The sequence below is a fragment of the Acidovorax sp. GW821-FHT09B03 genome (genome assembly GCF_059418305.1).
On record NZ_JBWKPP010000024.1, the window covers coordinates 40,929 to 67,780 of the forward strand.

24 protein-coding genes are annotated in these 26,852 nt (G+C 68.1%); 20 read left to right on the top strand and 4 right to left on the bottom strand.

The window, feature by feature from the left end:
* Nucleotides 1-119 precede the first annotated feature (119 nt).
* The 3 genes from AC07PA_RS29125 to AC07PA_RS29135 all read left to right on the top strand — a co-directional run bounded on the left by AC07PA_RS29125 (nucleotide 120) and on the right by AC07PA_RS29135 (nucleotide 3,237).
* On the top strand, nucleotides 120-1,079 hold the full coding sequence (locus tag AC07PA_RS29125) for a Bug family tripartite tricarboxylate transporter substrate binding protein (RefSeq protein ID WP_007856853.1): 960 nt from the start codon (nucleotides 120-122) through the stop codon (nucleotides 1,077-1,079).
* Nucleotides 1,080-1,188: 109 nt separating this feature from the next.
* Complete coding sequence (locus tag AC07PA_RS29130) at nucleotides 1,189-1,704, top strand: tripartite tricarboxylate transporter TctB family protein (RefSeq protein ID WP_007856852.1); 516 nt, start codon at nucleotides 1,189-1,191, stop codon at nucleotides 1,702-1,704.
* Between the two features lie 15 nt (nucleotides 1,705-1,719).
* A complete protein-coding gene (locus AC07PA_RS29135) occupies nucleotides 1,720-3,237 on the top strand; it encodes a tripartite tricarboxylate transporter permease (protein ID WP_145696012.1) in 1,518 nt (505 codons plus the stop codon).
* A gap of 92 nt (nucleotides 3,238-3,329) precedes the next feature.
* Here the strand turns inward: AC07PA_RS29135 and AC07PA_RS29140 are convergent, their stop codons facing one another.
* A complete protein-coding gene (locus AC07PA_RS29140) occupies nucleotides 3,330-4,208 on the bottom strand; it encodes a LysR family transcriptional regulator (RefSeq protein WP_494609691.1) in 879 nt (292 codons plus the stop codon).
* Between the two features lie 100 nt (nucleotides 4,209-4,308).
* Between AC07PA_RS29140 and AC07PA_RS29145 the strand changes: the two genes are divergently transcribed.
* From AC07PA_RS29145 to AC07PA_RS29210, 14 genes are all read left to right on the top strand, one after another.
* Nucleotides 4,309-5,088 (top strand): class I SAM-dependent methyltransferase, encoded by a 780-nt coding sequence (locus AC07PA_RS29145; protein ID WP_494609692.1) that lies wholly within the window; start codon nucleotides 4,309-4,311, stop codon nucleotides 5,086-5,088.
* 121 nt (nucleotides 5,089-5,209) lie between these two features.
* Entirely contained in the window at nucleotides 5,210-5,587 is a 378-nt protein-coding gene (locus AC07PA_RS29150; RefSeq protein ID WP_494609693.1) for a VOC family protein, read from the top strand.
* Nucleotides 5,588-5,814: 227 nt separating this feature from the next.
* Nucleotides 5,815-6,423 carry a DUF2325 domain-containing protein gene (locus AC07PA_RS29155; protein WP_494609694.1) on the top strand — a complete coding sequence of 203 codons (609 nt, stop codon included), beginning with the start codon at nucleotides 5,815-5,817 and terminating at the stop codon, nucleotides 6,421-6,423.
* A gap of 35 nt (nucleotides 6,424-6,458) precedes the next feature.
* A complete protein-coding gene (locus AC07PA_RS29160; RefSeq protein ID WP_494609695.1) occupies nucleotides 6,459-7,967 on the top strand; it encodes a sigma-54 interaction domain-containing protein in 1,509 nt (502 codons plus the stop codon).
* Nucleotides 7,968-8,119: 152 nt separating this feature from the next.
* A complete protein-coding gene (locus AC07PA_RS29165; protein WP_007856845.1) occupies nucleotides 8,120-9,316 on the top strand; it encodes a substrate-binding domain-containing protein in 1,197 nt (398 codons plus the stop codon).
* Between the two features lie 162 nt (nucleotides 9,317-9,478).
* Complete coding sequence (locus AC07PA_RS29170; protein WP_145696020.1) at nucleotides 9,479-10,960, top strand: extracellular catalytic domain type 2 short-chain-length polyhydroxyalkanoate depolymerase; 1,482 nt, start codon at nucleotides 9,479-9,481, stop codon at nucleotides 10,958-10,960.
* A gap of 91 nt (nucleotides 10,961-11,051) precedes the next feature.
* On the top strand, nucleotides 11,052-11,837 hold the full coding sequence (locus AC07PA_RS29175; RefSeq protein ID WP_007856843.1) for an ABC transporter ATP-binding protein: 786 nt from the start codon (nucleotides 11,052-11,054) through the stop codon (nucleotides 11,835-11,837).
* Nucleotides 11,834-12,568 (top strand): ABC transporter ATP-binding protein, encoded by a 735-nt coding sequence (locus AC07PA_RS29180; protein ID WP_494609696.1) that lies wholly within the window; start codon nucleotides 11,834-11,836, stop codon nucleotides 12,566-12,568. The genes AC07PA_RS29175 and AC07PA_RS29180 overlap by 4 nt, the downstream gene beginning before the upstream one ends.
* Nucleotides 12,565-13,599: a branched-chain amino acid ABC transporter permease gene (locus AC07PA_RS29185; RefSeq protein ID WP_007856841.1), complete on the top strand. Its 1,035-nt coding sequence runs from the start codon at nucleotides 12,565-12,567 to the stop codon at nucleotides 13,597-13,599. The genes AC07PA_RS29180 and AC07PA_RS29185 overlap by 4 nt, the downstream gene beginning before the upstream one ends.
* Before the next feature lie 16 nt (nucleotides 13,600-13,615).
* The gene (locus tag AC07PA_RS29190; RefSeq protein WP_494609697.1) at nucleotides 13,616-14,689 is read left to right on the top strand and encodes a branched-chain amino acid ABC transporter permease; all 1,074 of its coding nucleotides are present in this window, start codon (nucleotides 13,616-13,618) and stop codon (nucleotides 14,687-14,689) included.
* A gap of 76 nt (nucleotides 14,690-14,765) precedes the next feature.
* Nucleotides 14,766-16,922: a D-(-)-3-hydroxybutyrate oligomer hydrolase gene (locus AC07PA_RS29195; protein WP_494609698.1), complete on the top strand. Its 2,157-nt coding sequence runs from the start codon at nucleotides 14,766-14,768 to the stop codon at nucleotides 16,920-16,922.
* A 73-nt stretch (nucleotides 16,923-16,995) separates the two neighbouring features.
* Nucleotides 16,996-18,159, top strand: a complete 1,164-nt coding sequence (locus AC07PA_RS29200; protein WP_494609699.1) for an ABC transporter substrate-binding protein — start codon at nucleotides 16,996-16,998, stop codon at nucleotides 18,157-18,159.
* A gap of 53 nt (nucleotides 18,160-18,212) precedes the next feature.
* Nucleotides 18,213-19,187, top strand: coding sequence for an alpha/beta fold hydrolase (locus AC07PA_RS29205; protein ID WP_494609700.1), 975 nt, complete (start codon nucleotides 18,213-18,215; stop codon nucleotides 19,185-19,187).
* Between the two features lie 120 nt (nucleotides 19,188-19,307).
* A complete protein-coding gene (locus AC07PA_RS29210; RefSeq protein WP_494609701.1) occupies nucleotides 19,308-19,589 on the top strand; it encodes a hypothetical protein in 282 nt (93 codons plus the stop codon).
* Nucleotides 19,590-19,637: 48 nt separating this feature from the next.
* On the opposite strand, the gene AC07PA_RS29215 is transcribed toward AC07PA_RS29210, so the two are convergent.
* The gene (locus tag AC07PA_RS29215) at nucleotides 19,638-19,886 is read right to left on the bottom strand and encodes a hypothetical protein (protein ID WP_007856835.1); all 249 of its coding nucleotides are present in this window, start codon (nucleotides 19,884-19,886) and stop codon (nucleotides 19,638-19,640) included.
* A 313-nt stretch (nucleotides 19,887-20,199) separates the two neighbouring features.
* On the opposite strand from AC07PA_RS29215, the gene AC07PA_RS29220 reads away from it, so the two are divergent.
* Entirely contained in the window at nucleotides 20,200-20,910 is a 711-nt protein-coding gene (locus tag AC07PA_RS29220; RefSeq protein ID WP_494609702.1) for a hypothetical protein, read from the top strand.
* 60 nt (nucleotides 20,911-20,970) lie between these two features.
* On the top strand, nucleotides 20,971-21,633 hold the full coding sequence (locus AC07PA_RS29225) for a glutathione S-transferase family protein (protein ID WP_494609703.1): 663 nt from the start codon (nucleotides 20,971-20,973) through the stop codon (nucleotides 21,631-21,633).
* 176 nt (nucleotides 21,634-21,809) lie between these two features.
* Here the strand turns inward: AC07PA_RS29225 and AC07PA_RS29230 are convergent, their stop codons facing one another.
* Nucleotides 21,810-22,979 (bottom strand): ABC transporter substrate-binding protein, encoded by a 1,170-nt coding sequence (locus AC07PA_RS29230; protein ID WP_494609704.1) that lies wholly within the window; start codon nucleotides 22,977-22,979, stop codon nucleotides 21,810-21,812.
* 299 nt (nucleotides 22,980-23,278) lie between these two features.
* On the opposite strand from AC07PA_RS29230, the gene AC07PA_RS29235 reads away from it, so the two are divergent.
* Nucleotides 23,279-23,620, top strand: a complete 342-nt coding sequence (locus AC07PA_RS29235) for a hypothetical protein (protein ID WP_494609705.1) — start codon at nucleotides 23,279-23,281, stop codon at nucleotides 23,618-23,620.
* Between the two features lie 696 nt (nucleotides 23,621-24,316).
* On the opposite strand, the gene AC07PA_RS29240 is transcribed toward AC07PA_RS29235, so the two are convergent.
* Entirely contained in the window at nucleotides 24,317-26,806 is a 2,490-nt protein-coding gene (locus AC07PA_RS29240) for an AAA family ATPase (protein WP_494609706.1), read from the bottom strand.
* Nucleotides 26,807-26,852: the final 46 nt, after the last annotated feature.

The window sequence follows — 26,852 nt, forward strand, 5'->3', positions numbered from 1 at the left end:
CAGGCGCCGGCGGCATGCAGCCTTTGGTTACCTAGTGTTTTCCCTAGGGCCAAGGACAGCCGTTTGACAGGCAGGGCGCGCATCATCGACAGGTTCGCCAATCATTCAAGGAGACAACGATGCGTCGCGATACCTTCCTCAAGTCCCTGGCCGCCATGGCGGCAGCCGGTGCCTTGCCGCTGACCGCCCAGGCCGCTGCAGCCATCAAGATGATGATCCCTGCCAACCCCGGTGGCGGCTGGGACACCACGGGCCGTGCCCTGGGCAAGGCCATGCAGGATGCCGGCGTGGCCAACTCGGTGACCTATGACAACAAGGGCGGCGCAGCCGGTGCCATCGGCCTGGCGCAGTTTGCCAACGCCAGCAAGGGCGACCCCAATTCGCTGATGACCATGGGCGCCGTGATGCTGGGCGGCATCATCACCGGCAAGCCGCCGGTGGGCCTGGACAAGGTGACGCCGCTGGTGCGCCTGAGCAGCGAGTACAACGTGTTCGTGCTGCCTGCCAACTCGCCCTTCAAGACCATGAAGGACGTGGTCGACCAGCTCAAGAAGGACCCCGGCAGCGTGAAGTGGGGCGGCGGTTCGCGCGGATCCACCGAGCACATCGCGGCCGCCATGATCGCCCGCGAAGTGGGTGTGGACCCGGCCAAGATCAACTACGTGGCCTTCCGTGGGGGCGGTGAGGCCACCGCCGCCATCCTGGGCGGCAACGTCACCGTGGGCGGCAGCGGCTACAGCGAGTTTGCCGAGTACATCACGGCTGGCAAGATGCGCGCCGTGGGCGTGACCTCGGCCACGCGCCTGAAGGGCGTGAACGTGCCCACGCTCAAGGAGCAGGGCATCAACGTCGAGATCGGCAACTGGCGCGGCGTGTATGGCGCGGCCGGCATCACCGCCGAGCAGCGCAAGGACCTGATCGACGCGCTGTCCAAGACCTACAAGCACAAGTCCTGGCAGGACGCGATGGAGAAGAACGGCTGGACGCCTGCATGGCTGGCCGGCGACGAGTTCGCCAACTTCGTGGATGCCGAGTTCGCCAGCCTGCGCGCCACGATGGTCAAGTCCGGCATGATCTGACGCCGGGCCCAGAGCCCGGCGCAAGCCCATCGTCGCACCCTCCGGGCGGCGCGCAATACGGTGCTGGCAACAGTCCTCTGCGCGCCGCTCTTCCTTGCGGGATAAAAACATGACACAACATTCCTCTCGCTCCACGGCCCTGCAGACCGTGGTGGGCGCCGGCACCCTGCTGCTGGGCTGCCTGCTGGCCTGGGGCGCCACCTCCATCAGCTCCGAGGCGGGCTATGGCGGCGTGGGCCCCAACTTCTTCCCCTGGGTGGTGGCCATCGTGCTCATCGTCTGCGGGGTGCTGGCCATCATCCACGCCCGCACGGGCGGCTTTCGTGACCTGGAAGAGGCGTCGGGCGATGACAGCGCCCACTGGAAGGGCTTCGTCTGGGTCTCGGCCGGACTGCTGCTCAACGCCATGCTGATCACCACCTTGGGCTTCATCCTGAGCTGCGCGCTGTGCTTCGTGCTGGCGGTGCGCGGTTTCAAGAGCTCCGAGGGCAAGCTCGACCTGGGCCCCAAGGCCTGGATCAAGGACCTGTTCATCGGTGTGGCCGTGGCTGCGCCGGTGTTCTGGATGTTTACCCAACTGCTGGCGATCAACCTGCCCGGCCTCACGAACACGGGGTGGCTGTAAAGCCCGCGCGACACCATGGAAACCTGGAACCTCCTGCTGCAGGGCTTCGTCACTGCAGCCACCCCCATCAACCTGATGTGGGCCTTCATCGGCTGTGTCATCGGCACCGCCGTGGGCGTGCTGCCCGGCATCGGCCCCGCCGTGGCTGTGGCCATGCTGCTGCCCATCACCGTCAAGGTGGAAGCCACCGCCTCGATGATCTTCTTCGCGGGCATTTACTACGGCGCCATGTACGGCGGCTCGACCACCTCCATCCTGCTCAACACGCCCGGTGAGGCGGGCTCCATGGTGACCGCCATGGAGGGCAACAAGATGGCCAAGAACGGCCGTGCCGGCGCAGCGCTGGCCACGGCGGCCATCGGCTCCTTCGTGGCGGGCACCATCGCCACCGTGCTGGTGACCTTTTTCGCGCCCCTCGTGGCCGAGTACGCCGTGCGCCTGGGGCCGCCCGAGTACTTCATGCTCATGGTGCTGGCCTTCACCACGGTGAGCGCGGTGCTGGGCAAGAGCACGCTGCGCGGCATGCTGGCGCTGTTCCTGGGCCTGGCGCTGGGCCTGATCGGCATCGACCAGCTCACGGCCCAGGCGCGCTACACCTTCGGTGTGCCCGAGCTGATGGACGGCATCGAAGTCGTGCTGATCGCCGTGGGCCTGTTCGCCGTGGGCGAGGCCCTGTACAACGTGATGTACGAGGGCAAGACCGAAGAGTCGCAGAACAAGCTGACCAGCACGCACATGACCAAGCAGGAGTGGCGCCGTTCCTGGCCCGCCTGGCTGCGCGCCACGGCCATCGGCTTCCCCTTCGGCACCGTGCCCGCGGGCGGCAGCGAGATCCCGACCTTCCTGAGCTACGCGGCCGAGAAGAAGCTGAGCAAGCACAAGGAAGAGTTCGGCACCACCGGCGCCATCGAAGGCGTGGCCGGCCCCGAGGCAGCCAACAACGCGGCCATCACAGCCACGCTGATCCCGCTGCTCACGCTGGGCATCCCCACGTCGAACACCACGGCCATCCTGCTGGGCGCGTTCCAGAACTACGGCATCCAGCCCGGCCCGCAGCTGTTCAGCAGCAACGGTGCGCTGGTCTGGGCGCTGATCGCCTCGATGTACATCGGCAACGTCATGCTGCTGATCCTGAACCTGCCGCTCGTGGGCCTGTGGGTCAAGCTGCTCAAGATCCCCAAGTCCTACCTGTACGCGGGCATCCTGGTGTTTGCCACCCTGGGCGTGTACGGCATGCGCCAGAGCGCGTTCGACCTGGTGCTGCTGTATGCCATCGGCCTCCTGGGTGTGGTCATGCGCCGCTTCGACATACCCTCGGCCCCGGTGGTCGTGGGCATGATCCTCGGCCCCCTGGCCGAGGCGCAGATGCGCAATGCGGTGGCCATCGGCGAAGGCAAGTGGACCATTTTCCTGGAGCGCCCGGGCTCGCTGACCCTGATGGTCATCGTGCTGGCTGTGCTGATCCTGCCGCGCCTGGCGCGCCGCTGGGCCGCGCGCAAGGCGGCGGCCGAAGGGGTCACAGCCGCGGGCTGAGGCCGCACACTGTTTTGGGTAGTTGGGGCGGCACGGCAGTTTCTGCAGTGCCGCCCTTTTTTCAGTGGACTTGCGCGCGCCTGCGGGCTGCTTCATCCTGCCTGCAGGCCCTGCGCCAGCGCCTCGAAGACGACCCGGATGCGCCGCGCCGTGCGCAGTTCGCGGTGGGTGACCAGCCAGATCGGGAAGATCACGGGAGGCACGTCGTCGAGCACGCGCACGATGCCCGGGGTGGCGTGGGCGATCTTGTCCATCATGGCGCCGATGCCCATGCCCTGGCATACCAGACCCCAGTGGGCCACCGAGTGGTCGGAGTAGCAGCTGAAATTGGCCTCGCTCAGGGGCAGGCCGTGCTGGCGCAGGTAGCCCAGGTACTGGCCCGAGCGGTCCGAGCCCACGAAGGGCAGGTGGGTCGCGTCTTCGGCGCTGCGCGGGTGGCCATGGACCTTCACCCAATCCTTGGAGGCATAGAAGCTGGCCGACGTCTCGCGGATCAGCCGGGCGATCAGTTCCGGCTGCTCCGGCTTCACGTGGCGAATGGCAATGTCGGCCTCACGGCGCAGCAGGTCGCTCAGCGCATTGGACGAGATCACCTCGACGGCAATGCCCGGTTCCTTTTCGCGCAACTGCCGTACCAGGGGGGGCAGCAGGTAGAAGGCCACGGCGTCGGTGGCCGAGACCGACACCACCCCGCCCACCTCCTGCGAGCGCCCGCTGGCCGCCACGCCCAGGGCCTGGGCCGCGGCGCCCATGGCGCGGGCGTGCTCCAGCAGGTCCATGCCCGTGGGGGTCAACGCCATGGCCTTGCCCACGCGCTCGAACAGGGTCACGCCCATGCGCTGTTCGATGGCCGCGACCTGGCGGCTCAGCGTGGGCTGGGTCAGGCCCAGCTTGCGCGCAGCGGCCGAGAGCGAGCCGGTTTCGGCGGTTTCCAGAAACGCCCGAAGCTGGTTCCAGTCGAGTTTATCCATGCATAAATGTATATGTTCACTGCAATTTCTGACAGTTCCCTGGGGCGCGGTGCATGGATAGCATCGGTCGCTGTCCATTGCACCGACGTTGTCCCACCCCATGCCGACCACCACCTCTCCCGTACCCACCGATGCATCCGTGCTCCCACAGGCGGGTGGCGCCACTGTCCGCAAGGCCCTTTTCTGGGACCGCATCGCGCCCAAGTACGCGGCCGATCCGATAGCCGACATGCCGGGCTACGAGGCCACGCTGCAGCGCGTGCAGGCGCTGCTGTCCGCAGAGCAGGAGGTGCTGGAGATCGGCTGCGGAACGGGGACCACCGCGCTGCGCCTGGCTCCCTTCACCCGGCGCCTGCTGGCGACCGACGTTTCTGCCGGCATGATCGCCATTGCCCAGGGCAAGCTGGCGGCCCAGCCGGTGCCGCAGCTGAGCTTTGCGGTGGCCGACGCGGATGTGCCGGTGTGCGGCAAGGAGGCTTACGACGTGGTGCTGGCCTTCAACATGCTGCACCTGGTGAGCGACCTCGACCACACGCTGCAACTGGCGGTGCAGGCGCTGCGCCCGGGCGGTTTGCTGATCTCCAAGACACCCTGCATCGGCGAGATGAACCCGCTCATTCCCTGGCTCGCGCTGCCGTTGATGTGGGCCATCGGCAAGGCACCCGCCGTGCTGAACTTCGAGGGGCCCGGGCTGCATGCGGCCATGACCCGGCAGGGCCTGGACATCGTTTCCGTCGAACGGCACGGTACCCGGGGCAAGGACATCCGGCTCTTCATCGTGGCACGCAAGCCGCCGGAGTTTGCCCACTCCCCGGGCGGGCTGTTGCCCAGGCTGGGCGGCCGTGGCCCCGACAACTTCATCAACCGCAGCAACCCCTGATCCCACAGGCCCGAGGCCCGCAATCACCCGGGCGCTATGCTTGCAGCGTGGGGCTTTGGCCGCCTGCGCCTGCGCAGGCGCGGTCCGCTTCCCGTTTTGAGAGCACCGATGGAGCCGCCTGATGAATCCCGTGTCCTACTTCGAGATCCCGGTGCACGACCTGGCGCGGGCCATGGGTTTTTATCGGGCTCTGTTGGGGTGCGAGTTCGAGCAGGCGAGCGTGGACGGCAACGAGATGGCGTTCTTTCCCCATGCCGAGGAAGGCCGCGGCGCGAGCGGTGCGCTGGCCCGAGGGGAGAGCTACGTGCCTGGCCGCGCGGGCGCCCGCATCTATTTCCATGTGCCGGACATCCATGCCGCGCTGTGCCGGGCGGTGGAGGCTGGCGGCGTGGTGCTGTACCCCGTGACCGAGGTCGGCAGCTTTGGATGCGTCGCGGAAGTCGGTGACCTGGAGGGCAACTGCATCGCCCTGCGCTCGGCAGAGAAGGCCAGCAGGTGATCCTGTCCACGGCGGCGTGACCGCTGTGGTCCATGGTTTGCAGGGGTGGCGGGCAGGCCCTGGCGTACTTGGATGGTCCTGGGTACGCCCCGACCTTGCCCGCCCAGCAAACTTCGCAAGCCAGGCACCCAGGACTCGCTTCCTTGGGTGCCCCCCACCAGGTAGCTTGCTCAGACGGACAAATCATACCATAAAATGCGAATCATTCTTATTATCGAGGATGGTGCATGCATACCCTGTCCGAAGAGTTCCTGGTGCTGTGCCGCCAACTGGGGGAGGCGCAGACGCGTTGCAGCGACGCCCTGGCCCAGCAGGCGGGCGAGCTTGAGCAGCTGCGGACCGAGGTGGTGCGCCTGCGCGCGGCCGTGGTGGTGCGCGACACGCGGCTGGCCCTGGCGCAGGACGAGCTGCTGCAGCTGCAGGCCGCGCAGCCGGGCTTGACGCGCCGGCGCGACATGGCGCGCCACATCGCGGCACTGGCCGAGCGCATCACCAGCCTCTCGCGCGAGTGCCTGCGCTGGCGCCTGCAGGCCGTGGCTGCGGCAGACGTGAAGCAACAGGCGCAGGCCGCCCCCGAGGCCCTGGCCCCGGCATCGCCGGCGCTCGATTCGAGCCTGGCGGCGGCCGACCTCGTGATCTGCCAGACGGGCTGCATCAGCCACGACGAGTACTGGCGCGTGCAGGACCATTGCCGGCGCACCGGCAAGCCCTGCATCCTGGTGGACCCGCCGCTCGGTGCCGGCGCGGCAGAAGCGGCAAAGCCCGTGGTGGTGCTGCGCATGGCGCGCGGCCTGCGCGCGGTGAGCGGCCTGCAGGCACCGGCCACGGCGGATTGACCCGGGGCGGGTGGCGGGCTTGCTACCATCCGCACATGCCCCCGCTCATCGACGACGCCCCCGCACTGCCGCTGGATGCCCAGGGCATCCTCGAACTCGCGGCGCGGTCCATGTTCCACCTGTTCTCCAGTGTCAGCCAGGGCATGTTCCTGGTGGACCTGAGCGGGCGCATCGTCTGGGTCAACGAGGGCTACCAGCGCTTCCTGCCCGACCTGGGCTTCACGTCGCTGGACCAGTTCCTGGGCCGCATGGTCGAGGAGGTGATCCCCAACACCGGCATGCGCCGCGTGCTGGAGACCGGCAACCCGGTGCTGATCGACCTGCTCACCAACAAGGCCGGCACCTTCGTGGTCAGCCGCATCCCGCTGCGCGACGACGCGGGCAGCGTCATCGGTGCCATCGGCATCGTGCTCTTCGACCACCCCGAGACCACGCTGCAGCCGCTGATCAGCAAGTTCGCGCTGCTGCAGCGCGACCTGGATGATGCGCGGCGCGAGCTGGCCAGCCAGCGCCGGCGCAGCCTGGCCGTGGCCGGCGATGGCGAGCGGCGCTCCAAGTACACCTTTGCCAGCTTCATCGGTTCGAGCCCGGCCGCGGCCGAGGTCAAGCGCCAGGCGCGCCGTGCCGCCCAATCGAGCAGCCCGGTGCTGCTGCTGGGCGAGACGGGCACGGGCAAGGAGCTGCTGGCCCATGCCATCCACGCGGCATCGAGCCGTGCCAGCGGCCCCTTCGTGAGCGTGAACATCGCCGCCGTGCCCGACACGCTGCTGGAGGCCGAGTTCTTTGGCGTGGCGCCCGGCGCCTACACCGGTGCATCGGCCAAGGGGCGCGACGGCAAGTTCAAGCTGGCCGACGGCGGCACGCTGTTCCTCGACGAGATCGGCGACATGCCGCAAAGCCTGCAGGCCAAGCTGCTGCGCGCGCTGCAGGAGGGCGAGATCGAGCCGCTGGGCTCGAACAAGCTGGTGCCGTTCAACGTGCGCATCCTCGCGGCCACCTCGCGCGACCTGGCGGCCCAGGTGCGCGAGGGGCGCTTTCGCGAGGATCTGTTCTACCGCCTGCATGTGCTGCCGGTGCGCGTGCCGCCGCTGCGCGCGCGGCGCAGCGACATCCCGGCACTGGTCGAATCGCTGGGCGACGACCTCGCCCTGCGCAACGGCACGCCGCCACCCGAGCTGCTGCCCGATGCCATGGCCCTGCTGGCCGGGCAGCCCTGGCGCGGCAACATCCGCGAGCTGCGCAACGTGATCGAGCAGGCCGTGATGCGCAGCGAAGGCCAGTCCATCGATGCAGCGCAACTCGAGCGCATCCTGCGCGAGGCCGGCGTGGAGCCCGCCGCCCCGGTGCAGGACACCACTGCCGTGGTGGTCGAGGCCGAGGACGAATCGCGCTACCTGCGCCCCCTGGCCGAGCAGGTGGCGGAGCTGGAGCAGCGCGCCATCCATGCCGCGATGAAGGCCCACGGCGGCAACAAGCTGGCCACCGCGCGGCAGCTCGGCATCTCGCGCGCCACGCTCTACGGACGTCTGGAAAACCCTGAATAAATTTCAGGCAAATGTCTGAAATTCAGACAAAATAGATGTATTGAAATTGAACACTGTTGCCGAGGTATCAGCAAAAGTTTCATAGAAATCAACGGTTTGTGCGTTGGCACGAACTGTGCAATGTTCAGGCATCACTACAAGGAGACATCGCCATGCACCGTCGCACCCTGGTCGCCCTCGCGACTGCCGCCGTTACCGCCGCAGCCACGCTTTCCGCCCCCGCGTTCGCCCAGTCCGGCGAGATCCGCATCGCCCACATCTACAGCAAGACCGGCCCGCTCGAAGCCTACGGCAAGCAGACCCAGACCGGCCTGCTGATGGGCCTGAACTACGCCACCGGCGGCACCATGGCCGTCAATGGCAAGAAGCTCGTCGTGATCGAGAAGGACGACCAGGGCAAGCCCGACCTGGGCAAGAGCCTGCTGGCCTCGGCCTATTCGGACGACAAGGCCGACATCGCCGTCGGCCCCACCTCCTCGGGCGTGGCCCTGGCCCTGCTGCCCGTGGCCGAAGAGTACAAGAAGATCCTGCTGGTGGAGCCCGCCGTGGCCGACGCTATCACCGGCGACAAGTGGAACAAGTACATCTTCCGCACCGGCCGCAACAGCAGCCAGGACGCCATCTCCAACGCCGTGGCCATCGACAAGGCCGGCGTGACCGTGGCCACCTTGGCCCAGGACTACGCCTTCGGCCGTGACGGCGTGAAGGCCTTCAAGGATGCGCTCAAGAATGCCAAGCTGGTGCACGAGGAGTACCTGCCCACGACCACCACCGACTTCACGGCCGGTGCCCAGCGCCTGATCGACAAGCTCAAGGACGTGCCCGGCCGCAAGGTCATCTTCATCATCTGGGCCGGCGCTGGCAACCCCTTCAAGATCGCCGACCTGGACTTGAAGCGCTACGGCATCGAGATCGCCACGGGCGGCAACATCTTGCCCGCCATGGCCGCGTACAAGAACTTCCCCGGCATGGAAGGTGCCACGTACTACTACTTCGGCATCCCCAAGAACCCCGTGAACGAAGCCCTGGTGGCCGCGCACTACAAGGAGTTCAAGACCCCGCCGGACTTCTTCACCGCGGGTGGCTTCAGCTCGGCCATGGCCCTGGTCACCGCCCTCAAGGCCACGAACGGCGACACCAACACCAACAAGCTCATCAAGACCATGGAGGGCATGAGTTTCGAGACGCCCAAGGGCAAGATGACCTTCCGCAAGGAAGACCACCAGGCCATGCAGAGCATGTACCACTTCAAGATCAAGGTGGACCCGGCCTTCGCCTGGGGCGTGCCCGAGTTGGTGCGCGAGATCAAGCCTGAAGAGATGCAAGTGCCGATTCGCAACCAGCGATAAACCGGTTCGCGTGGCCTTGGCGAAAGGGCAATCGTCCGTTCGCCGAGGATCCATCCCGCAGGGGCGGCCGCCCCTTTTTTTCCAGTGAATTGATGCATGAACTCCCGGGTTGACACGGGGGCTGGGTCAGACTTTTTCAAAATTATTTGGAGACAAGACAACATGGCTTTCAATTTCATCCGGGCGGCCGCAGCAAGTGCTGCATTGGTACTGTGTGCTGCCGGTGGCGCATCCGCTGCCGTCAACCTCCCCGCGCTCAAGATCGACGCCACGCAGACCACCGTGTCGGGCCTGTCGGCCGGCGGCTTCATGGCCGTGCAACTGCACGTGGCCTACTCGGCCACCTTCGCCAAGGGCGCGGGCGTGGTCGCGGGCGGGCCCTTCTATTGCGCCGAGGGCTCCATCGTCAACGCCACCGGGCGCTGCATGGCCAGCCCCGCGGGCATCCCCACCAGCACGCTGGTGAACACCACCAACACCTGGGCCAGCCAGGGGCTGATCGACCCGGTGGCCAACCTGCAGGCGTCCAAGGTCTACCTGTTCTCGGGCACGCTGGACAGCGTGGTCAAGCCCGGTGTGATGGACGCGCTGCGCACCTACTACAACAGCTTCGTGCCGGCCGCCAACGTGGTCTACAAGAAGGACATCGCGGCCGAGCACGCCATGGTCACCGACGACTACGGCAACGGCTGCTCCACCAAGGGCGCGCCCTACATCAGCGACTGCAACTTCGACCTGGCCGGCGCCATGCTGCAGCACCTGTACGGCACGCTGAACGCGCGCAACAACGCCACGCTGCCGGCAGGCAACTACGTCGAGTTCAACCAGAACCAGTTCATCACCAACCACGGCATGGCCACCACCGGCTGGGCCTACATCCCGCAGGCCTGCCAGGCCGGCGGCAGCGCCACCTGCCGGCTGCACGTGGTGCTGCATGGCTGCAAGCAGAACATCAGCGACGTGCAGCAGCAGTACGTGCGCAACACCGGCTACAACCGCTGGGCCGACAGCAACAACATCGTGATGCTCTACCCGCAGACCAGCACGGCGGCCACCAACAGCTGCTTTGACTGGTGGGGTTATGACAACGCCAACTACGCCAAGAAGTCGGGCCCGCAGATGGTGGCCATCAAGGCCATGGTGGACCAGATCAGCAGCGGTGGCGGCACGACCAACCCGCCCACGAACCCCGCACTGCCGGCCCCCACGGGCGTGAACACCTCGGGCGCCACGGCCAGCTCCATGGTGGTGGGCTGGGGTGCCGTCTCGGGCGCGGCCAGCTACAACGTGTACCGCAACACCAACAAGGTCAACGCCCTGCCGGTGAGCGGCACGAGCTACACCGACACCGGCCTGGCCGCTTCCACCAGCTACAGCTGGACGGTGCGCGCCGCCGACGCCAACGGTGCCGAGGGCGCCGCATCGGCGGCCGCTTCGGGCACCACGCTGGCGGGCTCGGGCGGCACGGCCACCTGCACCACGGCCACCAACTACGCGCATGTGCAGGCCGGCCGCGCCACGCAGACCGGCGGCTACACCTATGCCAAGGGCTCCAACCAGAACATGGGCCTGTGGAACGTGTTCGTGACGACCACGTTGAAGCAGACCAGCCCCAACTACTACGTCATCGGCACCTGCCCCTGACAATGCGCTGAACGCCGGGGCTCCTGCCTGCAAGAGGGCAGGGCGCCCGGTACCCCTGAAAGACGACGACCGTGAAAGTGAAGCACCTCCCATGAGCACCTTGGCCACCAAGGACTTGACCATCCGCTTCGGCGGCCACGTGGCGGTCAACGCCGTGACCTGCTCCTTCGAGCCGGGCACGCTGACCGCTATCGTGGGCCCCAACGGTGCGGGCAAGACCACGTACTTCAACCTCATCTCGGGGCAGCTGCGCGCCAGCGCGGGCAGCGTCACCCTGGGCGGGCAGGACCTTACGGGCCAATCGGTCTCGGCGCGCACGCATGCGGGCCTGGGGCGTGCCTTCCAGCTCACCAACCTGTTTCCCAACCTCAGCGTGCTGGAGAACGTGCGCCTGGCCGTGCAGGCCACGCAGGAGGGCAAGCACCGCCGGGGGCTGAACCTGTGGAGCATCTGGAGCGACCACCGTGGCCTGACGGAGCGCGCCCGCGCCATCCTGCAGGCGGTGGCCATGCTCGATCGGCAGGACACGCCCGTGGCCAGCCTGCCGCACGGCGACCAGCGCAAGCTCGAGGTGGCGCTGCTCATGGCGCTGGAGCCGCAGGTCTACATGTTCGATGAGCCCACGGCCGGCATGAGCCACGACGAGGCGCCCGTGATCCTGAACCTGATCCGCGAACTCAAGAAGGACAAGACCAAGATCATCCTCCTGGTGGAGCACAAGATGGACGTGGTGCGCGAGCTGGCCGACCGCATCATCGTGCTGACCAACGGCACCCTGGTGGCCGACGGCGTGCCGGCCGAGGTGATCGCCTCGCCCGTGGTGCAGGAAGCCTACCTGGGTGTCTCCAAAGAGTCCGGCAAGGAGGCCACGGCATGACCAGCAACAGCAACAACCTGCTCGAGCTCAAGGGTGTGCACACCCACATCGGGGCGTACCACATCCTGCATGGCGTGGATCTGGCCGTGCCCAAGGGCCAGCTCACCATGCTGCTGGGCCGCAACGGCGCGGGCAAGACCACCACGCTGCGCACCGTCATGGGCCTGTGGCACGCCTCGCAAGGCACCATCCACTTCGGTGGCAAGGACATCACGGCACTCAACACGCCGCAGATCGCCGGCATGAACATCGCCTACGTGCCCGAGAACATGGGCATCTTCGCCGACCTCACGGTCAAGGAGAACATGCTGCTGGCCGCGCGCGGCGCCAAGAACGCGGCGCAGATGGACAGCTCGCGGCTCGAGTGGATCTTCAAGCTCTTCCCTGCGGTGGAAAAGTTCTGGAACCACCCTGCGGGCAAGCTCTCGGGCGGGCAAAAGCAGATGGTGGCCGTGAGCCGCGCCATCGTCGAGCCGCGCGACCTGCTCATCGTGGACGAGCCCAGCAAGGGCCTGGCGCCGGCCATCATCAACAACATGATCGACGCCTTCGACCAGCTCAAGAAGAGCGGCGTGACCATCCTGCTCGTCGAGCAGAACATCAATTTCGCCAAGCGGCTCGGTGACACCGTGGCCGTGATGGACAACGGCAAGGTGGTGCATGCGGGCAGCATGGCCGCTTTGGCGCAGGACGAGGCATTGCAGCGATCGCTGCTGGGGTTGGCACTATGAGCACCACGACGACAACGACGACGGCGGCCGCAAGCGCGGCCAAGACGTCCCTCCTGCGCGACTTCGACTGGAAGCCGCTGGCCCTGGTGCCGGCGCTGGCGCTGCTGGTGCTGCCCTTCATCGGTTCGCCCAGCACCTGGCTCACGCTCACGGTGGCGGGGCTGGCCATGGGCATGATCATCTTCATCATCGCCTCGGGCCTCACGCTCGTGTTCGGCCTGATGGACGTGCTCAACTTCGGCCATGGCGTGTTCATCGCACTGGGGGCCTTCGTGGCCACCAGCGTGCTGGGCGCCATGGGCGACTGGACGGGTTCCGACCAGCTGTGGCGCAACCTGGTCGCGGTGCTGCCGGCCATGCTGGTGGCCATGGCCGTGGCGGGTGCCGTGGGCCTGGCGTTCGAGCGCTTCATCGTGCGGCCGGTGTACGGCCAGCACTTGAAGCAGATTCTCATCACCATGGGCGGCATGATCATCGGCGAAGAGCTGATCAAGGTCATCTGGGGTCCGCAGCAGATCCCGCTGCCGCTGCCCCAGGGCATGCGTGGCTCGCTGCTCATCGGCGATGCCGCCATCGAGAAGTACCGCCTGGTGGCGGTGGCCGTGGGCCTCCTGGTCTTTGCCGTGCTGGCCTGGACGCTGTCGCGCACCAAGGTGGGCCTGTTGATCCGCGCCGGCGTGCAGGACCGCGAGATGGTCGAGTCGCTCGGCTACCGCATCCGCCGCCTGTTCATCGGCGTGTTCGTCGTGGGCTCGGCCCTGGCCGGCCTGGGCGGCGTGATGTGGGGCCTGTACCAGCAGAACGTGGTGCCGCAGATGGGCGCCCAGGTCAACGTGCTGATCTTCATCGTGATCATCATCGGCGGCCTCGGGTCCACGGGCGGCGCCCTGATCGGCGCGCTGCTGGTGGGGCTGATGGCCAACTACACCGGCTTCCTGGTGCCCAAGGTGGCGCTGTTCTCCAACATCGCCCTCATGGTGGCGATCCTGCTCTGGCGTCCGCAGGGCGTCTATCCAGTGGCCAACCGTTGAAGAGGAGCCCAAAGACATGCTGAATCGACTTCTCTCCGGCGACTACCCGCGCAGCAAGGTGCTGGCGGCGATCCTCGTGGCCATATTCCTGGGCCTGGCCTTCGCGCCCTTCCTGTTCCCTGGCGTCAAGGCGCTGTCCGTGGCGGCCAAGGTGCTGATCTTCGTGGTGCTGGTCGCCAGTTTCGACCTGCTGCTGGGCTACACCGGCATCGTGAGCTTTGCGCACACCATGTTCTTCGGCATCGGGGCCTACGGCATCGCGGTGGCCACCACGCGCATGGGGCCGACCTGGTCGGCGCTGGCCGTGGGCCTGGGTGGGGCGCTGGTGCTCTCGCTGCTGCTGTCGCTGGCGGTGGGGCTGTTCTCGCTGCGCGTGCGCGCCATTTTCTTCGCCATGATCACGCTGGCCGTGGCGGCCGCGTTCCAGACGCTGGCCTCGCAGCTGTCGGACATCACGGGCGGCGAGGACGGCCTGACCTTCAAGGTGCCCGAGATCCTGTCGCCGAGCTTCGAGCCCTTCGACGAGCCTTTTTTGGGTGTCACGCTCGATGGGCGGCTGCTGTGCTACTACCTGCTCTTCGTGGTGGCCGTGGCGCTGGTGCTGGCGCTGCTGCGCATCGTGAATTCGCCGTTCGGCCGGGTGTTGCAGGCGATCCGCGAGAACGAGTTCCGCGCCGAGGCCATCGGCTACCGCGTGGTGGTGTACCGCACCACGTCGAGCGTGCTGTCGGCCCTGTTCGCCTGCTGCGCGGGCGCCATGCTCGCGCTCTGGCTGCGCTACAACGGACCGGACACCTCGCTGTCGTTCGAGATCATGATGGATTGCCTGCTCATCGTCGTCATCGGCGGCATGGGCACCATCTACGGATCGGCCATCGGTGCCGTGCTGTTCCTGGTGGCGCAAAGCTACCTGCAGGACCTGCTGCGCCTTGGCAGCGAGGCCGCCTCGGGCTTGCCCTGGCTGTCGGCGCTGCTCTCGCCCGACCGCTGGCTGCTGTGGCTGGGCGTGCTGTTCGTTTTGTCCGTCTATTACTTCCCCACCGGTGTGGTGGGGCGCCTGCGCGCGGCAGCAGCGCGCAAGGTGGCGTGAGGGCCGGGTCCGCAAGCCGGCCGGGGTAAAGCTGCGTTCCAGAAGTTCAGAAAAACACAACTCGGAGACAGACGCAATGAGAAGCCTGAAAGCAAAGACGACGCAAAGAACCGCGATGCTGGCCGTGTCCGCCGCCGTGCTCGCAGCCTGTGGCGGCGGGGGCGGTGACAGCGGATCGGGCGGCGGTACCAACCTGCGCCCGGCCTACCTGGGCAGCATCACCGAGACCCGCTACGACGGCACCGGCAACGACCTTCTCACCGCCGGCCTGGGCGCCAGCGGCCTGGCTTCGGCCACGCCACCGGCCTATGCCGATGCGACCAAACCCACGGGCGCCGAGCTGCGCCGCGCCGCCATCTACAACAACTACCGCGCCCTGCTGGACATGACGGCGGCCGGTGGTTACGGCACCCTGTACGGCCCCAACGTGGACGCCCAGGGCCGCGTGACCACGGGCGATGGCAAGGTGCCCGGCACCGAGTACATCGCCTATGCCGACGACGGCAGCGGCCGCCAGAACGTGACCTTGATGGTGCAGGTACCCGACAGCTTCAACCCCGCGCGGCCGTGCATGATCACGGCCACCGCATCGGGCTCGCGCGGTGTGTACGGCGGCATCTCCACCGGCGAATGGGGCCTCAAGCGCGGCTGTGCCGTGGCCTACTCGGACAAGGGCACGGGCGCCGCCCCGCACGACCTGCAGAACGACACCGTGCCGCTGATCGACGGCACGCGCACCACGGCGGCGATGGCAGGCAAGAACGCGGCCTTCAACGCCAACCTCACGCCCGCGCAGCTCGCGGCCTTCAACGCCGCCACGCCCAACCGTTTCGCCTTCAAGCATGCGCACTCGGGCCAGAACGCCGAGAAGGACTGGGGCACGACCACGCTGCAGGCCGTGGAGTTCGGCTACTACGTGCTCAATGAGCGCTACGGCGCGCTCATCAGCACGGGCCAGCGCATCCGCACGATCACCCCGGCCAATGCCATCGTCATCGCGTCCAGCATCTCCAACGGCGGCGGCGCGGCGATTGCGGCGGCGGAACTCGACACCCAGGGCCTGATCAGCGGCGTGGCCGTGTCCGAGCCCGCGGTGGAGCTGCCCGCCAACCCGGGTGTCACGGTGCAGCGCGGCAGCACGCAGATTGCCGTCACGGGCCGCCCGCTGATCGACTACACCACCCAGGCCAATCTGTACCAGGCCTGCGCCTCGCTGGCGCCCTCGGTCAGCACCAGCCCGTATGCAGCGGCCTTTGCCGCCGGCTTTGCCGGCACGGCCCTGCCCATCGCGCCGGGGCGCTGCGCGGCGCTGCGCGCACGCGGCCTGCTCACGGCCGACACCACGGCGGGCCAGGCCGAGGAGTCGCTGCGCAAGCTGCGTGACTACGGCTGGGAGCCCGAGTCCAACGACCTGCATGCCTCGCTCGCCGCCTTCGAGGTGGCGCCGGCCGTTGCCGTGACCTTTGCCAATTCGCTCTCGCGCGCCAGCGTGCAGGACCACCTGTGCGGCTTCAGCTACGCGGGGGCGACGACCGCAGGTGCCGTCACGCCGCTGGCGCCCCCCACCGCGCTGGCCGGCATGTTCGCCACCGGCAATGGCGTGCCGCCGGCGGGCGGCGTGCAGCTCATCAACAACCGCGCCAAGCAGGGGCCTGTGCGCGACTTCCTGTCGGTGGCCGACGGCGGCTCCTTCGACTGGAACACCGAGGGCGCGGTGTGCCTGCGCAACCTGGTCACTGGCAGCGATGCAGCGGCGCGCAAGCTGCAGGCCGGTGTCGATGAAACGCGCCGCAATGGCAACCTGCGCGGCAAGCCGGCCATCATCGTGCACGGCCGGGCCGATGCCCTGCTGCCCGTGAGCCACACCTCGCGCCCCTACACCGCACTCAACAAGCGCGTGGAGGGCGCGGCCAGCAAGCTCAGCTATGTGGAGGTGGCCAATGCCCAGCACTTCGACAGCTTCATCGGCCTGCCCACGGTGCTGCCCGGTTACGACACGCGATACGTGCCGCTGCACGTGTACCTGAACCGCGCGCTCGACGCCGTGTACGACCACCTGGCCAGCGGCAAGGCGCTGCCGGCGAGCCAGGTGGTGCGCACCGTGCCGCGCGGCGGCACGCCGGGCAGCGCCCCGGCCATCACCGCCGCCAACGTGCCGCCCCTGGCCGATGTGCCTGCCGCAGGCAACGCCATCGCCGTGACGGCGGCCGGAGCCATTGCCATCCCCGAATAAGAACGACCACCCACCACCACAACAACAAAGCTGCCAGGGCGCGTTGCCGCGCCCGGCGGCACAAAGGACGGACATGAACACATGGATCACATGGGGCCGCCGCATGGGCGCGGCACTCGCGGTGCTGGCGATGGCGGGGCTGCTGGTGCTGCCGGCGGCGGCGCAGCTGCGCGGCGCCGAACTGGTGGTCGGCCAGGTGGCGCCGCTGTCGGGCGTGCTGGCCAGCACCGGTGCGCAGATGGTGCTGGGCGGCAAGATCTACTTCGACGCCATCAACGCCCAGGGCGGCGTGCATGGCGCCACCATTCGCCAGTGGGTGGTGGACGACGGCTACAAGGTGCCCGACACCGTGCGCCTGACGCGCGAGATGCTGGCCAAACCCGAGGTGGTGGCGCTCTACGGTTTTGCCGGCACCGCCAACATCACCCAGCTGCTGGCCGATGGCGTGCTGGAGCAGGGCGGGGCCGCCCTGGTGGCGCCCTACACGGGTGGCGAGTCGCTGCGCAACCCGTTCAACCCCTGGATCTTCCACGTGCGCGCGGGCTATGGCGACGAGGCCGAGCACATGGTGCAGCAGCTCACCACGCTGGGCATGAACCGCGTGGCCGTGATGTACCAGGACGATGGCTTTGGCAAGGCCGGCCTGGCAGGGGTGGAGGCGGCGCTGGCGCGGCGCAACCTGAAGCTTGTCGTCTCCGCCGGCTACGAGCGCAACACCGACAAGGTGGACGACGCGGTCAAGGCCATCAAGGCCGCCGACGTGCATGCCGTGATCATGATCGCCATCAACAAGCCTGCGGCCGCCTTCATCCAGCGCTACCGCGAGCAGGGCGGCGGCGCGCAGCTGTACAACATCTCGGTGGTGGACCCGACCGAGCTGGTCAAGCTCGCCGGCCTGAAGAACGCGCATGGTCTGGGCATCAGCCAGGTGGTGCCCTACCCCTTCCGCCCGCAACTGCCCGTGGTGCGCGAGTACCAGACCCTGCTCAAGAAGTACGCGCCGCAGGCCGAGGTCAACTACACCAGCTTCGAGCAGTTCCTGGGCGCCAAGGTGCTGGTCGAGGCCCTGCGCCGCGCCGGCCCCGCACCCACGCGCACCAAGGTGGTCAAGGCGCTCGAATCCCTGCAGAACTACGACCTGGGCGGCATCAGCCTGGGCTATTCCCCCACCAACCGCATCGGCTCGCGCTACGTTGAAGTCACCGTCATCGGCGCCAACGGCCGACTTATGAAATAGGGGCAGTCCATCGACTGCGCCGTCCCATCCACTGACTCACAAGGTTGTCCACCATGACCCCGTTATCGCGCTACGCCACCTGCGCCGGCTATGAAATCCACTACACCGAATGGGGCGCGCCCGATGCCCCGGTGGTGGTGGCCTGGCATGGGCTGGCCCGCACCGGCCGCGACATGGACGACCTGGCCGCCCACCTGGCGCCGCGCTACCGGGTCATCTGCCCCGACACCATCGGCCGGGGCCTGAGCCAGTGGGCGCGCCAGCCGGCCGAGGAGTACCAGCTGCGCTTTTACGCGCGCGTCGTGGCCGATCTGTTCGATGCGCTGGGCATCGCGCAGGCGCACTGGGTGGGCACCTCGATGGGCGGGGCCATCGGCACGGTGTGTGCGTCGGGCCTGTTCGAGCCACAGCTCAAGGGCCGCATCCGCAGCCTGCTGCTCAACGACAACGCACCGCGCCTGGCCGACGATGCGCTCGGGCGCATCAAGGCCTATGCCGGCCAGCCGCCCGCGTTCGGTACGGTGGCCGAGCTGGAGGCCTTCTTCCGCCAGGTCTACCAGCCCTATGGCTGGCTCAGCGATGCGCAGTGGCGCCGGCTGACCGAGACCAGCACGCGCCGCCTTCCCGACGGCCGCGTGACGCCGCACTACGACCCGGCCATGGTGCAGCAGTTCACGCACCACGCCAACGACTACCTGATCTGGGACCACTACGACGCGCTCGACATCCCCGTGCTGTGCCTGCGCGGCGAGGACTCCGACCTGGTGCTGCGCGAGACCACCATCGAGATGCTCACGCGCGGTCCCGGCGCGCGCGGCCAGGCGCGCGTGATCGAGGTGCCCGGCTGCGGCCACGCGCCGGCCCTGAACGTGCCCGAGCACTATGCGCTGGTGGACCGCTTCTTCGTGCACGGGGTGCAGGACCCGGGGCCCGCAGAGCCGGTGCTGGTGCGCACCGCCGGAGGGCCTGCCGCGAATGCGCTGCCGCGCTCGCAGTACCGGGCGCCCACACGTCTGCAGTGGCCCTGAGGGCGATGGCTGGACGGCGCGCAGGATGCAACTTGCGCTGTTCACCTACACGCATTGGCGCACGGGCAGGACACCATGGGGCGGTTTCCCCACCCTGCTGTCACTGCCCTGCCCAAGCCGATGCGTACCCGATCCGAAACCTTCAAATTCACCCGCGCTCGCAAGACAGCCCAGGGGCGTTTCGCCCACGCCAACACGGATGCCTTGGGCGCACTCCAGCTCTGGACAGCGCTCGGCATGGGCCGGATGGGCGAAATCCTGTCGGCGCAGGAAAAGGAGTGCCTGGTGGTGCGCGTCACCTACCCCCTGCAGCAGGGCATGCTGGCCACCAGTGAACTGCACCAGTGCTGCATGTCGCGCGGCATAGCGCGCGAAGCGGTGGAGGATTGGCCAGCGGGCTGACCGGGGGCGGGCCTGGCGCGCTGGCCGCGCCAGGCTCCGGGCCATAGCTCAGGCGGTGCCGAACACGTCGACCGGAGACGGTGCCAGAAACTCCCGGAGCTTTTGCTCTGCGGTGTAGAGCGCCTCGGGGTAGCTGGCCCATTCACGGCGCACCGTGAGCACGGGCGAGCCGTCCTCCTCGAAGATGAAGACCCGGTCCGGCACGTTCGCCGGTGCAGCCAGCGTGAGCGGCCTGACGAGATAGGTCGATCCGGCAATCTGGAGGTTGGGAGGCCAGGGCAGGCCGATCGCGCGCATAGGTCAATTCGTGGTGGGTTGAAGACGATGGCCCATCCTAACCACGCCGGTGCCCAAACGCGCTGGACGCGGGCCAACAAGCGGCGATGTCCTACGAAGCCGCTGCCCCGGGCGGCCGGGCATGCACTTGCCTGGCCTTTCTGCCTGGGGGCGATGTTCGCATTTGCAACGCAGTGGCCCTGTGCTCAACCAACAGTCCTCGACCACAAGGTGGAGCGCCCGCACAATGGACTGTCCGCTGTTCGCGGGGGGAGACTCCCCCCTCCGGCCTGATCTTCTGGAAAGGCGCCTGTTGTCCTGCTCGATTCTTCGTGTGTTGTGCATCCCTGCGGCCCTGGCCGGCGGGGCCGCGTTCGCGGACCCGGGCTACTACGTGGTCACGGCGTACAGCAATCCCGGCGTGCGGACCCTTGATTTCCGCTACTGGACCGTGGCGTCGCGTGGCTCCGCACTGGCCAAGTGGCCCGAGGTCGGCCTGGGCTGGAACGTCAACAGCCGCTGGTACAGCGCGGTTATCGCCAGCTGGATCACCGCGTCGGACATGCCGACCACGCTGTCCAGCTGGAACTGGCAGAACGACCTGCTGCTGACCCAGGGCGAAGTCCCTTTCGACCTGGCCATCCATACGATGGTGTCGGCGCCCAGGCATGTGGGGGAGGGGCACACGCTGGAGTTCGGACCGGCTTTGCAGACCGACATCGGCCGCACGCAACTGAACGCCAATGTGTTCGCCGAAAAGGGCTATGGTGGCTTCTCGCAACAGCCCACGCAGCTCAAGTACCAGTGGCAGGTGCGCCACCGCTGGAAGCCGGGCCTGCACTTCGGCGCGCAGGGCTTTGGCGAGCTGGGCGAGTGGGACCGCTGGGCGCCGGCCGGGCGGCAGTCGCACCGTGCGGGCCCGGCGCTGTTCGGGAGCATCCAGACCGGGCAGGGCGAGATCGGCTGGCAGGCCGCCTACCTCTACGGCAAGACCTATCGGCAGCGCGGCAACATGTTCACGGCACGCGTCGCCTACCACTTCTGAGGCGGCGCACCGGGCCAGCAGGGGCGCACAATGGCCCGGCACACCAGAAGGAGCGCCTTGATGCCAGCGACCACCATCACCGCCTTCGAACGATCCCCCGACCGCGGCCGGGGTCTGGCACGCGACATGCGCGTGCGCTGGGCGCTGGAAGAGGTGGGGCAGCCCTACGGGACGCGATTGGTGTCGTTCGCACAGATGAAGGCGCCCGCGCACCGCGCGCTGCATCCCTTCGGGCAGATACCCACCTACGAGGAAGGCAGCCTGGCGCTGTTCGAGACCGGCGCCATCGTGCTGCACATTGCCGAGAGCCATGCGGGCCTGCTGCCGGCCGAGGCCCACGCACGTTCGCGCGCCATCATGTGGATGTTCGCCGCGCTCAACACCGTGGAGCCGCCCATCGTCGAGTGGGGTGCCGCGAAGATCCTGGAGCAGGACAAGCCCTGGTACGCCCAGCGCCAGCCCATGCTGGACGAGCGCGTGCGCGCCCGGCTGGCCGAGCTGGCGCAGCGCCTGGGCGAAGCCGACTGGCTGGACGGCAACACCTTCAGCGCCGGCGACCTGCTGATGGTGACCGTGCTGCGCCGCCTGGGCGATGCCTCGCCATTGCTGGGCGAGCAGCCCAGCCTGCTCGCCTACATAGCGCGGGGCGAGGCACGGCCCGCCTACCAGCGCGCGTTCGCGGACCAGTTGGCGGTGTTCACTGCGAGCCAGGCGCCCAACTGATTCGTGTCAGCTGCTCATGGCGTTGCGCGCTATCCACGCAGCACGAAACTGGCACGGCCAAGGCCAGTGCCCCCGTGCAAGGGCCGCCCCGCCGCACCGGGGGCGTCCCCCTCCCGACTCGCGCAGCGAGTCGAGAGAGGGGTGAAGGCGCGAAGCGACTCAGGGGGTGCTTCACTTCAGCGCCGGAACCGCTCGCCGTTGAAGTAGGACAGTTCCACGAAGTCCGTGCCGTTGTGGTCCTGCGGGCCATAGCGCAGCTCGAAGCCGCCCATGTCGTAGGGGCGCATGCTGTGCAGGGCCTCGATGAGTTTCTCGCGCGATGCGGTGCGGCCCGCGCGGCGCAGGGCCTCGATCATCAGGCGCGCGCTCAGGTAGCCTTCCAGCGACGAGTAGCCCGGCTCGACCCCGGCGGCGTGGGCCTTGAGCGCATCGCGGTAGGCCTTGACGATGGGCTTGGCCACGTTGTCGGGGTTGGGCGCGACCTGCGCCACGGTGATGCCGCGCGCCGATTCGCCCAGCGCCGCCAGCAGCGGCCGCGAGCCCAGGAACGAGATCGAGAACGCAGGCGCCTTCACGCGCTGGCGCAGCGCCTTGTAGAACGGGATGCCCACGGCCCCCACGGCCAGCGAGATCAATGCCGTGGGCTGCCAGGCCGTGATCTCGTCCACCGTGCGCGCCACGCCCTCCTCGGTCTCGGGCAGCAGGAAGGCCTTCCAGTCCTTGTTGTTGTGCACCTTGGCCGCCGCGTCGAAGGCCGCGAGCGTGGCCTTGCCGAACGGGTTGTCGATGTAGGCTACCGCGCACTTGGTGAAGCCCGTGGAGCCCAGTTGCTGCACGATCTTGTGCAGCTCCTGCGCATAGCTTGCGCGCGCATGGAACACCAGGGGGTTGAACGGCCGCAGCGCGTCCGAGCCCGTGCCGGGCGCGATCACCGGCACCTTTGCCGCCATGGCCACGGGCAGCGCACCCATCACGCTGGTGGTGCCGCCGCAGGACAGCAGGGCGAAGACCTTGTCCTCCTCCAGCAGCTTTTTCGCATTGGCGCCGGCCTTGGCCGGATCGCCGCCATCGTCGGCGCTGGCGAACTGCAGGCGCCGCCCGTCGATGCCACCGCGCTCGTTGACCTCCTGGAAGGCCGCGGCAATGCCCTTGTTCATCTCCACGAACGGGAACGCTAGCGGCCCCGTGAGCGCTGCGGTCTGGCCGATGCGCCAGGGCTCGGCCTGCTGGGCCAGTGCCCAGCCGGGCAGGGCCACGGTGGTGGCCGCGGCGGCGCAGGACAGCACGCGGCGGCGCGTGGGAAGCAAGGGGGAGCGCGCCAGCGGCGCGGGGCGGTGGATGGGCATACGGCGTGTCTCCTGTCGGTCTTATAGATGTATGCGCCGCCGCAAGGCCGCATAGCCCGTCAACGGCAGCACCAGTATCGGCCGCAGTTCCATCGCGGCCGTTGCGGGAAAACACGGGCAGGAGAGCGCAAATCGTCACCTTGGGGACTCCGCCGTGTGTGTGCCGATGAGGCGCGGTCCCCGGCGCATCAACCCCATCCCCCGAACGGGTGTTCGATCGGATGGGGACCATCGAGCACAATCAATTCATACCGCCCATTGCCCTTGCCTCTCCACAACGCCAACCACCGTACCAACCCATGGACCGAGAAGCCCTTTTGCCCATCATGCTGTTGCTGTCGTTCTGCGCCACGCTCGCCTGCTGGGTTCACATCTGGCGCTCGGCCGATCACATGTTCTTCAAGGTCGCCGGGGTGCTGATCGCGGCGCTGCCTTTCTTCGGCCCGGTTTTCTACTTTTTCACCCGTCTGCCGCCACGCCTGCCGGAGGATGCCCAGGCCCCGTTGGGGCTGTGGGGAACCAGTGTGCGCTCGCAAACAACCGCGAAGATGTTCAAGGCCTGGCGCAAGCACCTTGATCGGGTTTATGGGGTCGACCATCCAGGACGAAAGAAGAAGGATCCATCGCGCGGTGGGCCCTAATAGGCGCAGGAGGATTAAGGGTGCAATGATCTTGCTACTGCGTCGAGGATTCTCCGTTCCAAATGGGCGTCATGTCCCCAACGCAAACGCCTCCACAGACCGAACTGGTCAGCCCGCCTCCATCACCAGATCTGGTGGCTGTGTTCAGTAGCTATCGAGCAGCCTTGAAGGCTCCGCGCGTTCCCCATCTTTGGACCAATAGAACCGCCACCCATGGCTCTCCAGATCGACCACTCGTGAGGCTACAAAGCGCATTCCCAGTGCCACGGACTGCCATCCGTCCTCACCGAAGATCTTTTGCGCAGGCCCACCTACCGGACTCAGGCTTGTGAACACGCCACATTCGCCATCTGGCTCCTGCTGTGGAAGTCCGACGCGCCGAGTGATTGGACCTTCGCAGCGCCGTCCGGCGCTATGGCGTACTAGGTCCGTTCTATTGCGGGTCAGGAGTGTTCATGTGCGGTAGTGTTTGCTCGATAACGGAGGTTGGGCTTTCGGCCATTCGCGGCAATCTACGCCTAGCGGTGCTTGCGCCAGGACCCATTGTCCGACGCGGCTCTGGAGTGGGAGCGCGGCCTCAAGCACCTGGACATGGCACGCTACCGCACGCTGCCCCAGGGCACTACGAGAGGTATGTGCTGGGGCGCGGGAAGACACTGGGTCGGCAGCCGGGATAGGTACTGCTGCCTGCAGGCCTTAGCCGCGTTGCCGACCGCTTCTACCCGAACGCCCAGCCCGCGTGTGCCCCGCGCTCTGGCACGCACGCCGGTAGGCGCGCAGGGTCTGCTCCGCACGGCTGAGCACGGTCTGAATCACCTCGTCGGCGGCGTCAGCCGCCAGCACCGCACCCGGCCCCATGCCCGATGCCTCGCCCGTGAGCAGGGCGATGCCCTCGCTCACGTGCTGCACGGTGTAGACGTGGAACAGGCCGCGCTCCACCGCCTCGAGGATGGGGCGCGACAGCATCAGGTGGCGCTGGTTGCGCGCCGGGATGAGTGCGCCCTGCGTGCCGTCGAGCCCGGCGGCGGCGCAGGCCTGGAACCAGCCCTCGATCTTTTCGTTGATGCCGCCCACGGGCAGCACCTCGCCATGCTGGTTGAGCGCGCCGGTCACCGCGATGCCCTGGCGCAGTGGCAGGCCCGACAGGCTGGACAGCAGCGCATACAGTTCGGCGCACGAGGCCGAGTCGCCCTCCACGCCGCTGTACTCCTGCTCGAACACGATGGAGGCGTTGAGCGCCAGCGGTGCCACATGGCTGAACAGGGCCGTGAGGTAGCCGTGCAGGATGAGCACGCCCTTGTCGTGGATGGGGCCGGACAGGCGGACCTCGCGGTCGATGTTGAGCAGCCCTTCCTGCCCCGCGAAGCTGCGTGCCGTGATGCGCACCGGAAAGCCGAAGCGGTAGTCCGTGAGGTCGATCTGCGACAGGGCGTTGACCTGGCCCACGGCCTGGCCGTGCAGGGTGATGAGGCATTCGCCCTCGACCAGGGTCTGGTGCAGCTCTTCCTCGGTCTGGTTGTGGCGCAGGCGCTGCGCCGCCAGGGCGGCCTGCACGTCGGCGGCCTGCACCAGGGCCGTGGCGTCGGCAGGGCTGCGCATGCGGCACAGGGCCGCGCTCTCGATCACCAGCGCCTCGGCCTGGGCGAAGCGGGCACTCTGGCGGCCCTGGTCGTCGGCCTCGCGGTGGCTTTGCTCGATGAGCAGGGCCACGGCCTCGGGGCCGAAATGCGGCAGGCCGCGCTGCGCGCAGCACTGCGCCACGAAGGTGGCCGTGGCCCGGTGCGTGGCCGGTGTGGCGATGAAGCGGTCGGCAAAGTCCACCTTCACGCGAAAGCGGCGCGCGGCCTCGGGGTCGTTGTCCTGCAGGGCGTAGTACTCGTCCACCGAGCCGACGAGCACGATCTTCACATCCACTTCCACCGGCTCGGGCTGCAGGCCGGCCGGTGCCCCGCCGCCTGCGCCACTGCCGCCCGCATCGTCGCTGATCTGCAGCCGGCGGCTGCGCAGGAAGCGGCGCACGCGCGGCCACAAGCCTTCTTCGGCGGTCAGGTCCTGCAGGTGCAGCAGGATGAAGCCGCCATGCGCGCGCAGCAGGCTGCCGGCATGGATGGCCGATACGTCGGCCTGCCCGGGGTCGGCATCGTCGGCATTGGCGCCATGGTCGATGCTGCCCATCAGGCTGCGCTGCTGCGGGTTGTCCTCGACGATCACGGGGGCGCCGCTGCGCCCGCCGTTGTCCACTGCCAGGTTCACGCGGCAGCGGGCCAGCAGCGCGTCCAGGTCGTCCTTGCGATCGGCTTCGGCATCGGCTTCGTTGTCGCCGTAGTAGGGCTCCAGCAGGTCGATGCTGTCCAGCAGGGCGCGTTCCACCTGGTCCAGCCACTGGGTCAGGCGTGTGGCCTGGGGGGCGATCTGGCGGGCGCCGTGCAGCGCCTGCTGCACCAGCGGCTGCACCACGGCGCGGCGCAGGGCGGCCAGCGCGGCATCGCGTTCACGCTCCAGCGGGTGCATGGCCTGGGCGAAGCGGTCGATCTCGGCGCGCAGCGCGTCCTCGTCGCGTGCGATGGCGGCGCGGCGCTCGGGCGGCAGTACGCGCGCCTCGGCCTCGCTGAGCGGCTGGCCCCGCGGGCCCAGAGGGGTGATGGCCATCTGCCCGTTGTTGCGCACCAGGCGCAGCTGGCGCGCCAGCGCAAAGGCGTCGAGCACGACCAGGGCGTCGTTCTCCTGCGCCTGCCAGCGCTGCTCCACGCGCGCCGCATCGGCCAGGAAGGTGGGGTTGGCCAGGTGCTGCGGCACCTCGGTCTCCAGCCGGGTACCCATGTCGGCCAGGGCCTGGCGCAGCAGGCGGCCCTGGCCCGCGGGCAGGCGCAGGGCGCGCGGGCGGTCCGGTGCATCGAAGTCGTGCAGGTAGCACAGGTCGGGGGGCACGGGGCGCCGTGCCGCCTCGGCCAGCATGGCCTGGTGCAGCAGCGACGCGCGGCCGCTGCCCACGTCACCGAGCACGAAGAGGTGGTAGTCGGGCTGCTGCATGGCCAGGCCGAAGCGGGCGGCTGCCTCGGCGCGCTCCTGGCCGATCCAGGGCAGGGGCAGGCCGGTGAGTTCGGCCGTGCTGGCAAAGCCCAGCGTGGCGGGGTCGATGATCAGCCGCAGTTGGTGTGCAGACAGGGCGCGGGCGGATGCGGGCATGGGGGACGGCAATTCGGAAACGGGGCAGGGGAGCCAACGAAAAACA